The sequence below is a fragment of the Neisseria sp. 27098_8_112 genome (assembly GCF_041433235.1).
Taxonomy (GTDB): domain Bacteria; phylum Pseudomonadota; class Gammaproteobacteria; order Burkholderiales; family Neisseriaceae; genus Neisseria.
This window is the reverse complement of the sequence record NZ_JAPWBB010000011.1, coordinates 23,468-37,021: the sequence shown is the minus strand read 5'-3', so window position 1 is coordinate 37,021 and position 13,554 is coordinate 23,468. Positions and strand designations below refer to the sequence as shown.

Here is a 13,554-nt window from a genome sequence, read left to right as displayed (position 1 = left end):
GCCGTCTGAAACGAGGTTTCAGACGGCCTTTTATGATTTAAGTGAATTTCAACCGGCTTTTTAAGAAATTGAAGAAATTGTCTATCATGCCGAACATTGTATTGCGGTCTTCGCCAAACAATGAAATGCTGCGGTCTTTGCTGATTCTGTCATAGGCGGCAAAAATGGTTTTCAGCTCTTCAGTGGTCAAGCGCAGTTGCTTTTCGTACAAGATGCGACTTAAGAGCGTTACTTCCGTCGTATTCAAATCAGGGAAGAGATGACTGATCCACAACTCCATGGTGTATTGGACGGATCTGTTGATTTTGTCTCTTTTTTTGCTTTCTTGAGTTGTGTGTATCCTGTATGACAACAAAGGCTCGGGCAGGTTGGCAAAGGTTTTGCCATGTAGGGCGCATTGCACCCACATATGGAAATCGGGAGCGGTTTCTGTCGCGGTGTAGTTTATCCCGAGGTTTTTAATGCTGTCGTGCCGCCACATGGTGGTGGGGTTGAACATGTTTTGGGCGGCAAAGGAGAGAAAAGCTTTAATGTCTTTGTCGAGCAGGGGGAGGTCGCTTAAAACGGGTTCTCTTCCGGTTTGGTCATCAAAAAAGATGGTGGCTTGGCTGCCGACAATATCGATTTCGGGATGGCTGTCTAAGAATTGAATTTGTTTTTCAAAACGATCCAAGGCGCAAATATCGTCCGCGTCCATTCGTGCCACATATTCGACTTCTACGTCTTTGAGCATATCCATGGCAAATTGGCAGGCAAACGGCTCGCCCCTGTTTTCAGGAAGGTGGAAAACCTGCAAACGTGAATCTTTGGCTGCGTAAGCTTCGAGGATTTCGCCGGTTTTATCTGTTGAAGCATCATTGATGGCGATGACGAAAAAGTCACGGAATGTTTGATTCAATACCGAATCCAAGCATTTGGGCAAATAAGCTTTGGTGCAATAGGCCGGCAAAATAACGGCGAGTTTCATGTTTGCTTTCGATGTGTTTTGATGTGTAGTCGGTGGAAGATTTTACTATAAATTTCCCAAAAGCTAAGGCCGTCTGAAACCTTATTGCCAAGTTTTCAGACGGCCTTAGTGTGAATCTGATATACGGATTATTTAATGATTTGGTTCAATTCGCCTTTGGCGTATTTGGTTGCCATTTTTTCTAAAGAAATCGGTTTGATTTTGTCGGCTTGGCCTTCGCAACCGAATGCGAGGTAGCGGTCAAGACAGATTTGTTTCATGGCTTCGACGGTTTTGCTCAAGTATTTGCGCGGGTCGAATTCGGATGGGTTTTCTGCCATGAAGCGGCGGATAGCGCCGGTAGAGGCGAGGCGCAAGTCGGTATCGATGTTGACTTTGCGCACGCCGTGTTTGATGCCTTCGACGATTTCTTCAACCGGTACGCCGTAGGTTTCACCGATTTTGCCGCCGTGTTCGTTGATGACTTTCAGCCATTCTTGCGGAACGGAGCTGGAGCCGTGCATCACGATGTGGGTGTTCGGCAGGGCTTGGTGGATTTCTTTGATGCGGTCGATACGCAATACATCGCCTGTGGGCGGACGGGTAAATTTGTATGCGCCGTGGCTGGTGCCGACGGCGATAGCCAATGCGTCAACGCCGGTATCTTTAACGAAACGTACGGCATCTTCAACGCTGGTCAGCATTTGGTCGTGGGAAAGTTTGCCCACTGCGCCGACGCCGTCTTCTTCGCCGGCTTCGCCGGTTTCGAGGTTGCCCAATACGCCGATTTCGCCTTCAACGGACACGCCGCAAGCGTGCGAAAAGTTGACCACGGTACGGGTGGCGTTGACGTTGTATTCGTAGGTGGACGGAGTTTTGCCGTCTTCCATCAGCGAGCCGTCCATCATCACAGAGGAGAAGCCCAGTTGGATGGAGCGTTGGCACACATCAGGAGATGCGCCGTGGTCTTGGTGCATCACGACAGGGATGTGTGGGAATTCTTCGACTGCGGCCAAAATCAGATGGCGCAGGAATGGGGCACCTGCGTATTTGCGTGCGCCTGCGGATGCTTGAACGATAACGGGGGCGTTGACTTGGTCGGCCGCCTCCATAATGGCGCGCATTTGTTCGAGGTTGTTAACGTTGAATGCGGGCAGACCGTAGCTGTTTTCGGCAGCATGGTCCAATAATTGGCGCATGGATACGAGTGCCATGAGGAGCTCCTGAGGTAGTGAAGGGTAAATTTATCTGATAAATTATAATGTTTTTTGAAATGAAAGACTACAAGCTGTTACATTGTTTTTATATATTAACGAACAGGGTCTCGGTTTATAATGGGAGAGTATTGAAAACGGGTGTGCAAAATGGATAGGATTTCGGTGGCCGAATGTGGTAAGCCTTTGTTTCAGACGGCCTTGACGGTGCAGGTGGGCGATGTGAACTATGGCGGTCATCTGGCGAACGATGCTGTGTTGCGTTTGTGCCATGAAGTAAGGATGCGTTGGCTGGCGGCGTTGGGTTGGAGCGAAATGGATGCCGGAGGGGCTGGCCTGATTATGGCGGATGCTGCGGTGCAGTATTTGGCGCAAGGTCATCATGGTGATGAGCTGTCGGTAGAAATGGGGGCGGCGGGTGTGGCCGGAGTGGGCTTTTCTTTGTTGTACCGTATCCGCAGGATTTCAGACGGCCTTGTGCTGGCGAAAGTGCAGACAGGCATGGTGTGTTTCGATTATGGTAAGCAGCGTGTCTGCCGTCTGCCTTCGGCCTTGAAAGCAGCATTGGAGGCCGTCTGAAATGGCGGAATCAAACAATTTTGCGCTTCATCTTGAACGCTATCTGAAAACCTTGCTGCAACAAGGCAAGTCGGAGCATACCGTTTCCGCTTATCGGCGCGATTTGAGTGAGTTGATGCGCCTGTTGCCCGATAACCTGGGAAACGGCCTGCCGACGCGCCGTGATTTTGTGGCGGTATTGAAAAAGCTGTCGCAAAAGGGCTTAAGCGAAAGTAGCTTGGCGCGGAAATTGTCGGTGTGGCGGCAGTATTGCAGTTGGCTGGTGCAGATAGAAGTTATGGAAAGCGACCCGACATTTAATATGAAAGCGCCGCGCCTGCCCGAACGCCTGCCCAAAGCGCTGCCGCAAGAGCCTTTAAACCATATCCTTGACCATGCGCCGGTTGATGACGAGTTGGACGTGCGCGATAAGGCCATGTTTGAATTGATGTATGGCAGCGGTTTGCGCCTGAGCGAGATACAAGGGTTGAATCTGGACAGTATCGTCTTGGACGAAGGCTGGGTCAGCGTGAAGGGTAAAGGCGGCAAGCAGCGGCAAGTGCCTTTGGTGGGCAAAAGCATTGCGGCATTGCGCGATTATTTGGCGGTGCGTATTGCCAAAGAGGGCGAGCAGGCCTTGTTCACCAATAAGAACGGCGGTAGGCTGGGGCAACGTCAAATCCAAAAACGCCTGCAGGCGTGGGCGGTGTGCGTGGGCAGCGCCAGCCATATCTCGCCGCACATGATGCGCCACAGCTATGCAACCCATCTTTTGCAGGCATCGGGCGATATCCGCGCCGTACAGGAATTGTTGGGCCACAGCAACCTTTCCGCTACGCAAGTTTATACAAAGCTGGATTTCGACCATTTGGCGCGTGTTTATGATGAGGCGCACCCAAGGGCGAAACGGAAAAAATGATTTTGTTTGAATCAGGCCGTCTGAAAGAATGTTTTCAGACGGCCTGATGTTTTATGGATAAGAAATACAGATGGTTTGAAACCATTTGAATTTTTATCGGTCTGATGAGGTTTAAATATTGGCCTGATGTGCGGATGGCATAAAGATTGTAAGAGTCGATGGCTTTTTTAATACCGTTTATCTTTTCAGATGGCCGTTTGTTTGATAATATTAGTAATGAGAGCTAATATCATATTATGATATACAGCCTTTAAAACAGCAGGTCTATAAACTTTCTCTATAAGCATTAATGCTTATTTTGACTGTAAAACGACTTGCAAACGGGAATTGTTGCTATTAACATAACGGAATTATGGATAAAAAACGAATTTTAACTCCAGCCGTCGTGACTTCCGTTGCGTTGATTCACGTCGGTTTGGTTGCACTTTTATGGCACGCGCACAAACCGCCTCCTGTCGAAATGGCGAATATTGAATTTGTCGATTTAGGCGATTTCGGCGGTGGCGACGGTAGTCCTGAGGGCGAAGGCGCACCTGCCGCCCCCGAGCCTACCCCCGAACAACCGAAACCCAAGCCGAAACCCAAACCTAAGCCTGTCGAGCCGCCCAAACCTGTTATCAAACCTGTGGTAACGAAAAAAGAAAAAGCGGATATTGTACAGCAAAAGGAAAAACCGAAACCTATCGAGAAACCTAAGCCCGAGCCTAAGCCGGAACCCAAACCTGAGCCAAAGCCCGAGCCAAAACCTGAACCAAAACCAGAGCCGAAGGCAGAACCTAAACCGTCTCCCAAAGCATCTGAATATTCAGGCAGCAAAACCGGGCCGAATACTGCTGAAAACGGTAAAGGCAACGGAGAAGGCAAAGCCTTGGGAGGAGAAGGAAAAGGCAACGGCGGCGGTACGAAAGGTACAGGCAGCGGCCGTGGCGAAGGCAGCGGATCCGGCAGCGGTGGTGCGAAAGGCGAACATGGTTCCGGCACCGGCGGTGGCGGAGGTGGTGGCAGCGGTACAGGTGCCGGCAGCAGTAAAGGCAATCCGGCAAAAGGAACCTGCCATATTCCAAGACCTCCGTATCCTTCACTGTCCACTGAAAATGGTGAAGAGGGCTTGGTCGTTTTGAAAGTCTTGGTTGGTCCCGGCGGTAAAGTGGATTCAATTAGTGTGAATAAATCAAGTGGTTATAGTCGTCTGGATAATGCAGCGCGTAAAGCCGTTAAAGATGGTAGCTGTCATGCAAGTGTTTGGACTGAATTTAAAGTACCTGTCAAATTCACGCTCGAATAAGTATCTAGGCCTAAGCTGATTGATTAGAAAATATATGCTGTTGGGGAATGATTTTAAATGACCCGATAGAAATTTTAATTTTATTTTTAACTTGGAAAAATTATGGATTTAAGTTTAGTTTTCAAATCAGGTGATGTGGTACTGATTGGTGTATTTGTCCTGATGTTGTTGATGAGCGTGGTAACATGGAGCGTTATCGTGATCCGCTGCATCAAATACCGTAAAGCGAAAAAAGGCAATGCTCAGGTAAAAGAGTTGATGTTGAATGCGTTTACGCTGGCCGATGCTGTACAGAAAGCCAAAGCGGTAGAAGCACCGATGAGCAATGTTGCCGATGAGTCTCTGCGCGCATACCAAAACTACCGTCAAACGACAAGCAAATCGCTGATTGACGAATTGCCTTTGAACGAATACTTGGTTGTTCACATCCGCAACAGCATGTCCCAAACCATGCGCCAGTTCGACTACGGTATGACCGCTTTGGCCTCTATCGGCGCAACTGCTCCTTTTATCGGTTTGTTGGGTACTGTTTGGGGTATTTACCATGCCCTGATCGGCATCAGCGAAAGCGGTCAAATGAGCATTGCTGCGGTAGCCGGTCCGATTGGTGAGGCTTTGGTATCGACTGCTGTCGGTCTGTTTGTGGCGATTCCGGCCGTATTGGCGTACAACTTCCTCAATCGCGGTACAAAAACCATCGCGCAAGATATGGACGCATTTGCACATGACCTGCATGTCCGCCTTCTGAACCAAAAGGATTAAACCATGGCTTTCGGATCAATGAATTCCGGCGATGATGCGCCGATGTCGGATATCAACGTTACACCTTTGGTGGACGTGATGCTGGTGTTGCTAATTGTATTTATGATTACCATGCCGGTGCTGACCCACTCGATTCCTTTGGAGTTGCCGACTGCTTCGGAAAAAGCGGCGAAAGAGGATAAGCAGCAGCCTAAAGATCCTTTGCGTTTGAGCATTGATGCCAGTGGTGCTTATGTCGTTGGCGGCGATTCAGATACCAAAGTGGATTTGGCAACGGTAACTGCCAAGCTGAAAGAAGCCAAAGCGAAAAACGAAGATGTGATTGTGGCGATTGCGGCGGATAAAGCGGTTGAATACGATTATGTCAACCAAGCCCTGCAAGCGGCGCGCGAAGCCGGTATCAGCAAAATCGGTTTTGTAACGGAAACCAAAGCGCAGTAATCTTTTGAACACAGTAAAGGCCGTCTGAAATTTGAGTAAAGTTTCAGACGGCCTTTTGTTGTATTTGGTAACTATATGTCCAGGCTGTATAATTAGCGGATTAAATTGAATAATGACAATACAGGAACCACTATGACAGAAACCATCGAACGCGACAGTATGCAATACGATGTCGTGATTGTCGGCGCAGGCCCGTCGGGTTTGTCTGCCGCCATCAAACTCAAGCAGCTTGCCGAAAAGAATGGGCGCGAAATCAGCGTTTGCGTGGTGGAGAAGGGTTCGGAGGCCGGTGCGCACTCGCTGGCCGGTGCCATCATCGATCCGATTTCTTTGAATGAGCTGATTCCTGATTGGAAAGAAAAAGGCGCACCGCTGACGCGTACAGTGACGAAGGACAGGGTTTTGTTCCTGACCGAGAAAAAAGCCTTCAACCTGCCGGTTACCCCGAATTTTGACAACCATGCGAACTATATTGCCAGCTTGGGCGAAGTCGTGCGCTGGTTGGCGGAGCAGGCGGAAAATTTGGGCGTGGAAATCTATCCGGGCTTTGCCGCCGCCGAGGTGCTGTATCACGAAGACGGTTCGGTCAAAGGCATTGCGACCGGCAATATGGGCGTGGGCAAAGACGGCGAACCGACCGATTCATTTCAGCCCGGCATGGAGCTTTGGGCGCAGCAAACCATATTTGCCGAAGGCTGCCGCGGTTCGCTTTCCAAACAAGTCATAGAACGCTTCAAACTCGACCAAAACAGTCAGCCGCAAACTTACGGCTTGGGCATCAAAGAGATTTGGGAAGTGCCGTCTGAAAAACATCAGCCAGGTTTGGTGATGCACAGCGCAGGCTGGCCGCTCGACAGCAAAACCTACGGCGGCTCGTTTATTTATCATTTTGACGACAACAAAGTCGCTGTCGGCTTTGTGGTCGGTTTGGATTATCAAAACCCGTATCTGTCGCCGTTTGAAGAGTTCCAACGTTTCAAAACCCATCCTGAAATCCGCAAAACCTTTGAAGGTGGCCGCCGTATCGCGTATGGCGCGCGTTCGCTGATTGAAGGCGGTTTGCAAAGCCTGCCGAAACTCTCGTTCAAAGGCGGCGTTTTAATCGGCGATGCCGCAGGTTTCCTGAATATGCCGCGCATCAAAGGTATCCATACGGCCATGAAATCCGCCATGCTTGCCGCAGAAGCCGTGTTCCCTATGTTGGAAAACCTTGAAGAAATGGAAAGCTTCGACAGTGGCAAAGAGGCCACCGATTATCAGCAACGCTTTGAACAAAGCTGGCTGTATCAAGAGCTTTACGCCGCGCGCAATGTCCGTCCGTCATTTAAATGGGGCGTTTACCTCGGCTCAATCTATACCGGCATCGACCAAATGATTTTCAGAGGCAAAGCCCCTTGGACCTTGAAACATCACGGCAAAGACAACGAGCAGCTCAAAAAAGCCGCCGCGTGCAAGCCGATTGATTATCCGAAGCCTGACGGCGTTTTGACCTTCGACCGTTTGAGCAGCGTTTTCCTTGCCAACCTTGCGCACGAAGAAAACCAGCCCGACCATTTGGTGCTGAAAAATCCGCAGGTTATGATAGATGTAAACTACAAAGAATACGCCTCGCCCGAAACCCGCTATTGTCCGGCCGGCGTATATGAAATCGTCGAAGAAAACGGCAGCCCGCGTCTGCAAATCAACGCCGCCAACTGTGTTCACTGTAAAACGTGCGACATCAAAGACCCAACGCAAAACATCACTTGGATTTGCCCTGAAGGCGCAAGCGGACCGAATTACGGCGGAATGTAATTTACTGTTTTGAAGTCAAAAACTAAAGGCCGTCTGAAAAGTTTCAGACGGCCTCTATCCTATTATTTCATCAATGGAAGCATTATGAACACGCACATTTGGCAGGCAGGCCGATTTGAAATCGCCTTAGACAAACCGAAAATCATGGGCATCGTCAATCTGACCCCCGATTCATTTTCCGATGGTGGAACCTATTCGCAAAATGTCCAAATAGCATTGGCACATGCCGAGCAGCTGCTGAAAGACGGCGCGGATATTCTCGATATCGGCGGCGAATCTACCCGTCCGGGTTCGGATGATGTTTCTCTTGAAGAAGAATGGGCCAGGGTGCAGCCGGTTTTGGCGGAAGTGGCTAAGTGGAATGTTCCCGTCAGCTTGGATACGCGCCGCACGGCGATTATGGAAAAAGCCTTGGCGCAAGGCGGCGTCGATATTATCAACGATGTTGCCGCATTGAGTGATGAAGGCGCAGTTGCATTGCTGGCGCAACAGCCGAAGACAGGCGTGTGTCTTATGCACATGCAGGGTTTGCCCAAAACCATGCAGCTTAATCCGCAATATCAAGATGTCGTCGAAGAAGTCGCGCGCTATTTAAAAGCACGCGCGGCAGAATGCGTTCAAGCAGGCATTGCCCCTGGACGTATCACGCTAGACCCCGGCTTCGGTTTCGGCAAAAACCTGCAACACAACATCACCCTGATAAAACATTTGCCTGAATTGATGGACGCAACCGGATTCCCCCTTCTGATCGGCGTATCGCGCAAACGTATGATTGGCGAGCTGACAGGCGAACAAGATGCCGCCAAACGCGTACACGGCAGCGTCGCAGCCGCTTTGGCTACAGTCGCCCGAGGCGCGCAAATCATACGTGTTCACGATGTCAAAGCAACATCGGACGCTTTGAAAGTTTGGGAAGCATTGGGCATATCGGCATAATGCCCGAATAGAAAACCAACAGGCCGTCTGAAACATTTGCCCGGCATCTTGAACAAGCAACAAGTTATGCTATAATCCGCATCTACTCTTGACGGGTCTGTAGCTCAGGGGTTAGAGCAGGGGACTCATAATCCCTTGGTCGTGGGTTCGAAACCCACCGGACCCACCAAATATTAAAAATGCCCGAGGCTTTTGGCTTCGGGCATTTTTGTATTTATTGGTTTGTGAAGGGGTGGAATATAATGTCGAGTATAGCAATTCGGTTATTTCGTCCAATCTATTTTTTAGGGAAAATTCTTTTAAAAAAGGAGTAGTTTGGTGGAGTTATTGCCTTATTTTCTGTTTTGTTTAGTATTTTTGTATTTTATTGTAATTATAATTAATCTAGTAATGCTATATAAAATATCAAAATTAGAAGGGATGAATGCGGTTTTTTTTGAATATCTGTTTATTGCTAGAAGAATGCAATTTAATTTTTTCAAGGTGCTGTTTGGAATGCAAAAAATCTCCAATAAATTTTATTTGAAAGTATTAAGAATAAATTTTATGGTTGCTATGATTATTCTTATTTTGGGTTTTTCTGTTGTCTTATATTTGACGTATTCAGTATAAAAATTAACCTATCGAATGAAAGTCAGCTATTTAAGTTGTAGAGTGTTTTGTAAACCAATGCCGTCTGAAAATCTTAATTTCAGACGGCATTTTTTATTTTTCCGAGTAATACCACATGCGCTATATTAAGAGGCTGATGATTATTTCGATATAGCTGGACTGTTTTTCAGACGGCCTGAAAGTTTAATCAACCATTCTGCGTATTTCGTTGATGGGGATACGTGGGGTATAGAGTATGTCGTAGGTTGGTTTGTCTAAAAGATCTTGCAGGGAGTATTGATCTAAATGGTTGAAGAAGGCTTTGATGGCGCCGGTAATGATGCCGGTCAGTCGGCAGGATGGGGTGATGAGGCATTCGTTGTTATCGCCCATGCATTCGACAACCTGCATCGGCTCCAGATGGCGGACGACTGCGCCGATGTTGATTTTTTCAGGATCATCTGCCAAGCGTAAACCACCGCCTTTGCCGCGCACGCTGACCAGAAATCCGCCTTTGACTAATGAGGTAACCACTTTCATCAAATGGCTTTTGGAAATATTGTAAGTCTCGGCAATGGTGCTGATATTGACGAGGGTGTCATCATTAATGGCGGTATAAACCAATACGCGCAATCCGTAATCGGTATGTTGGGTCAGATACATAGCTGGCTCTTTGAATATTTTTTCTTATATGTCAAAAGGGTAGTGTTTGGTAAGGGGTTGTTTGACTTTATGTGGGATTGGGTTTCATAATATCTGAAACATTTGAATTAATCCAGTTTGACAAACTGTTGCCATTATAACGAACTTATGAAACCCTTGAAACGCCACCCTGCCTTAATAGAACTTTCCCGCGAGCATCATGGCTCGCTGTCGTTGTGCGTCCGTCTCTTGCGCACGCCGGAGCAAAGCCATCAAGCGGAGCTGGATCCTCATTTTGTGGAGCTTGAGCCACATTTTTTGGAAGAGGAAACCATGTTTGCGCCGTATTGGGATAAAATTGACCCTGCGTTGCGGCAGCGTTTTGAAGGCGATCATGCCAAATTGCGCGCGATGATGGCGCATCCTGAATATATGAATGAATCATGGAATAAGGAGTTTGCTGTCACTTTGCGCGATCATGCGCGCTTTGAGGAGCGCGAGCTTTTCCCTGCGATTGAACCTTTTTTGCCTTTGCCTGAAAATGTGTAACAGGGAAAGGAGTCGATGGCCGTCTGAAAAGTTTCAGACGGCCTCTGTTGCTGTTTTATGATGATATAAAAATTGAAGGAACCACCATGACCGATTTGTTCAAACACCCGGTTTGGGCAATGGCCTTCCGCCCGTTTTATTCGTTGGCGGCTTTGTATGGCGCATTGTCTATACTGCTTTGGGGCTTCGGCTTTCAGGGTACACCTGAGTTGCCGGGTTTTTATTGGCATGCCCATGAAATGATTTGGGGCTACGCCGGATTGGTTGTCATTGCATTCTTATTGACGGCCGTGGCGACTTGGACAGGCCAGCCGCCGACACGCGGTAAGGCGTTGGCCGGTTTGACCGCATTTTGGCTGTTGGCCCGCATTTGTATGTTTATTCCTGGTTGGGGGGTAACGGCAAGCGGCATATTCGGTACGATCTTTTTCTGGTATGGCACGGTATGCATGGCTTTGCCGGTAATTCGTTCTCAAAACAAGCGCAACTATGTTGCCGTGTTCGCTATTTTTGTTTTGGGCGGCACCCATTTCGCCTTCCATCTGAAAGTGCAGCCGTTTGATGCCATTGCGCTGATGACTGGTTTGCAATCCGGTTTAATTATGGTGGCCGGATTTATCGGTTTGATCGGTATGCGGATTATCTCGTTCTTTACGTCCAAGCGCCTGAATGTGCCGCAAATTCCCAGCCCTCAATGGGTAGCGCACGCTTCACTTTGGCTGCCTATGCTGACCGCCATGCTGATGGCGCATAACATTTTGCAGGGACTGGCCGCGTTGTTTGCTCTGGCTGCCGGTGTGATTTTTACCGTGCAGGTGTACCGCTGGTGGTATAAAGCCGTGCTGAAAGAGCCTATGCTTTGGATTTTGTTTGCCGGCTATCTGTTTACCGGCTTGGGTTTGATTGCGGTCGGTCTTTCCTATTGGATTTCAAGTTTCCTGAATTTGGGCGTACACCTTATCGGCGTTGGCGGTATCGGCGTGCTGACTTTGGGCATGATGGCGCGAACCGCGCTTGGCCATACCGGCAACTCCATTTATCCGCCGCCTAAAGTGGTTCCTGTTGCCTTTTGGTTGATGATAGCCGCAACGGTTGTCCGTGTTTTGGCTACCTTTGTGAGCGGTACAGCATACACGCACAGTATCCGTTGCTCCGCCGCTTTGTTTGCCGCTTCTTTGCTTTTGTATGCATGGAAATATATTCCTTGGTTGATCCGTCCGCGTTCGGATGGTCGTCCGGGTTAACGGTTTGGCGAAATGAGAAGGCCGTCTGAAAAGTTTCAGACGGCCTTTATTATTGATAATAAAAAAAAGCCTTTCAGAATATGAAAGGCTTTTATTGAAACTGTGGCCTCGCCAACAGGAATCGAACCTGTATTTTACGCTTAGGAGGCATACGTTCTATCCGTTGAACTATGGCGAGGCGGTAAAGGAGGGGATTTTAAACCTTTCCGGCAAAAAAAGACAATAAGCCGGCGGCAATCAAAGGGCCGACCGGAATGCCGCCGACAAAGGCAACGCCGATGACCGTGCCGATTAATAATCCGGTTACCAGAACAGGCTGTTCGCTCATCAATGGAACGCCGCGTCCGGCAAGCCAGGCAACCAAAATGCCGATAAGGATGGCGGCAATCATTTTGAAATTGATAAACTCGGAAACCGGCGGAATCTGGATTTTACCGGAAACCAGCGGGCTCAATACACCGATGGTCAGCAGGATGATGCCTAGATGCAAACCGTGTTTTTCCACCAAGGGAAGATATTGCGACAAGGCCGTCTGCTGCATGAGCAGCAATACCGCTGCCGAAATCGTAATCGAGTTGTTGTTGCTGACGACGCCCAAAAAAATCAGCGTAACCAGAAACAAAGGGACAAAGCTGAAATTCATCGGATTAAGATACTCGGGCCAAAGATTCTTTTGCCAGTTGGATCATGGCTTCTTTGACTTCGCTGTCAGGCAACACGTTCAATGAAGCGATGGCTTTGTCGACGGCTTTTTTCGCCTCGGAAATCGAATATGGCAAAGCGTCGGAGTTGACGACATAGTCGTGGATTTTTTCAAAATAGCTGCGGTCGGCATTTTCCAAAGCATGGCGCACATCGTTTGCTGCTTGCTCGGAGCCGTTTCGCATCAGGTAAATCAATGGCAGGGTAGGTTTGCCTTCTGCCAAATCGTCGCCGACGTTTTTGCCGATTTCTTCGGTTTCGCCTGAATAGTCCAATACATCGTCAATGATTTGGAAAGCCGTACCGACGTACATACCGTAGTCTTTCAAGGCCTGTTCGTGTTCGGGGGAAGCCTTGCCCAAAATTGCGCCGACTTGTGCGGCTGCTTCAAACAGTTTTGCTGTTTTGTATTGGATAACTTGGACGTATTGCTCTTCGGTAATATCCGTATTGCCGATGTTCATCAGCTGCATGACTTCGCCTTCGGCGATGATGTTGGTCGCATCTGCCATCACTTCCAAAATACGCATACTGCCCGAACCGACCATCAGTTGGAAGGCACGTGTATAGAGGAAGTCGCCGACCAAAACAGCCGCCGCGTTGCCGAAGAGGTTGTTTGCCGTTTTACGGCCACGGCGCAAATCGCTTTCATCGACGACATCGTCGTGCAGGAGGGTGGAGGTGTGGATGAATTCCACCATCGCTGCCAGCGAGTACAGTTTTTCATCGTCATGCCCGACTGCTTTGCCTGCCAAAATGGTAATAATCGGACGCAGGCGCTTACCGCCCGCGCTGATGATGTATGTGCCGATTTGCGAAATCAGCGCGACATCGGATTGAACAGCTTGGTTGATGACCGCATTAACTTTGGCAAGGTCATCGGGCAGGTGGCGTTGGAAGTAAGGCAGGTTTTCGAGCATAAAACATTCTCTGTTGATAAAACGGAGCGGAGGCTCCAATGAATCTGTTTA

At 48.8% G+C, this 13,554-nt stretch carries 14 protein-coding genes and 2 tRNA genes; 10 read left to right on the top strand and 6 right to left on the bottom strand.

Going from position 1 to position 13,554, the window contains the following annotated elements; translation table 11 throughout:
* Nucleotides 1–37: 37 nt before the first annotated feature.
* Together O3682_RS08295 and fba are read right to left on the bottom strand one after the other, a co-directional pair.
* The gene (locus O3682_RS08295; RefSeq protein ID WP_371509543.1) at nt 38–967 is read right to left on the bottom strand and encodes a glycosyltransferase family 2 protein; all 930 of its coding nucleotides are present in this window, start codon (nt 965–967) and stop codon (nt 38–40) included.
* A gap of 128 nt (nt 968–1,095) precedes the next feature.
* Nucleotides 1,096–2,160 carry a class II fructose-bisphosphate aldolase gene (gene fba, locus O3682_RS08290; protein ID WP_371509541.1) on the bottom strand — a complete coding sequence of 355 codons (1,065 nt, stop codon included), beginning with the start codon at nt 2,158–2,160 and terminating at the stop codon, nt 1,096–1,098.
* Nucleotides 2,161–2,310: 150 nt separating this feature from the next.
* Here fba and O3682_RS08285 point away from each other — a divergent pair, with 150 nt between their 5' ends.
* The 8 genes from O3682_RS08285 to O3682_RS08250 all read left to right on the top strand — a co-directional run bounded on the left by O3682_RS08285 (nt 2,311) and on the right by O3682_RS08250 (nt 9,024).
* Nucleotides 2,311–2,739, top strand: a complete 429-nt coding sequence (locus O3682_RS08285; RefSeq protein ID WP_371509539.1) for an acyl-CoA thioesterase — start codon at nt 2,311–2,313, stop codon at nt 2,737–2,739.
* 1 nt (nt 2,740) lies between these two features.
* Entirely contained in the window at nt 2,741–3,637 is an 897-nt protein-coding gene (locus tag O3682_RS08280; protein ID WP_371509538.1) for a tyrosine recombinase XerC, read from the top strand.
* A gap of 352 nt (nt 3,638–3,989) precedes the next feature.
* The gene (locus tag O3682_RS08275; RefSeq protein ID WP_114926063.1) at nt 3,990–4,922 is read left to right on the top strand and encodes an energy transducer TonB; all 933 of its coding nucleotides are present in this window, start codon (nt 3,990–3,992) and stop codon (nt 4,920–4,922) included.
* A 102-nt stretch (nt 4,923–5,024) separates the two neighbouring features.
* On the top strand, nt 5,025–5,684 hold the full coding sequence (locus O3682_RS08270; protein ID WP_049332314.1) for a MotA/TolQ/ExbB proton channel family protein: 660 nt from the start codon (nt 5,025–5,027) through the stop codon (nt 5,682–5,684).
* A 3-nt stretch (nt 5,685–5,687) separates the two neighbouring features.
* Complete coding sequence (locus O3682_RS08265; RefSeq protein ID WP_003686804.1) at nt 5,688–6,125, top strand: ExbD/TolR family protein; 438 nt, start codon at nt 5,688–5,690, stop codon at nt 6,123–6,125.
* Nucleotides 6,126–6,257: 132 nt separating this feature from the next.
* The gene (locus O3682_RS08260; RefSeq protein WP_371509536.1) at nt 6,258–7,919 is read left to right on the top strand and encodes an electron transfer flavoprotein-ubiquinone oxidoreductase; all 1,662 of its coding nucleotides are present in this window, start codon (nt 6,258–6,260) and stop codon (nt 7,917–7,919) included.
* Between the two features lie 84 nt (nt 7,920–8,003).
* Entirely contained in the window at nt 8,004–8,855 is an 852-nt protein-coding gene (gene folP / locus O3682_RS08255; RefSeq protein ID WP_371509534.1) for a dihydropteroate synthase, read from the top strand.
* A 93-nt stretch (nt 8,856–8,948) separates the two neighbouring features.
* Nucleotides 8,949–9,024 (top strand) — tRNA-Ile (locus O3682_RS08250).
* Nucleotides 9,025–9,650: 626 nt separating this feature from the next.
* Here O3682_RS08250 and O3682_RS08245 read toward each other — a convergent pair.
* Nucleotides 9,651–10,109, bottom strand: coding sequence for an RrF2 family transcriptional regulator (locus O3682_RS08245; protein ID WP_070585061.1), 459 nt, complete (start codon nt 10,107–10,109; stop codon nt 9,651–9,653).
* Nucleotides 10,110–10,256: 147 nt separating this feature from the next.
* Between O3682_RS08245 and O3682_RS08240 the strand changes: the two genes are divergently transcribed.
* The gene (locus O3682_RS08240) at nt 10,257–10,637 is read left to right on the top strand and encodes a hemerythrin domain-containing protein (RefSeq protein WP_371509532.1); all 381 of its coding nucleotides are present in this window, start codon (nt 10,257–10,259) and stop codon (nt 10,635–10,637) included.
* A gap of 86 nt (nt 10,638–10,723) precedes the next feature.
* Complete coding sequence (locus tag O3682_RS08235) at nt 10,724–11,881, top strand: NnrS family protein (RefSeq protein WP_371509530.1); 1,158 nt, start codon at nt 10,724–10,726, stop codon at nt 11,879–11,881.
* A gap of 103 nt (nt 11,882–11,984) precedes the next feature.
* Here the strand turns inward: O3682_RS08235 and O3682_RS08230 are convergent.
* From O3682_RS08230 to ispB, 3 genes are all read right to left on the bottom strand, one after another.
* Nucleotides 11,985–12,059: transfer RNA gene (locus O3682_RS08230), tRNA-Arg, on the bottom strand.
* An 18-nt stretch (nt 12,060–12,077) separates the two neighbouring features.
* A complete protein-coding gene (locus O3682_RS08225) occupies nt 12,078–12,524 on the bottom strand; it encodes a DUF441 domain-containing protein (RefSeq protein WP_371509529.1) in 447 nt (148 codons plus the stop codon).
* Nucleotides 12,525–12,528: 4 nt separating this feature from the next.
* Complete coding sequence (gene ispB / locus O3682_RS08220) at nt 12,529–13,503, bottom strand: octaprenyl diphosphate synthase (protein WP_070765665.1); 975 nt, start codon at nt 13,501–13,503, stop codon at nt 12,529–12,531.
* Between the last annotated feature and the right edge of the window lie 51 nt (nt 13,504–13,554).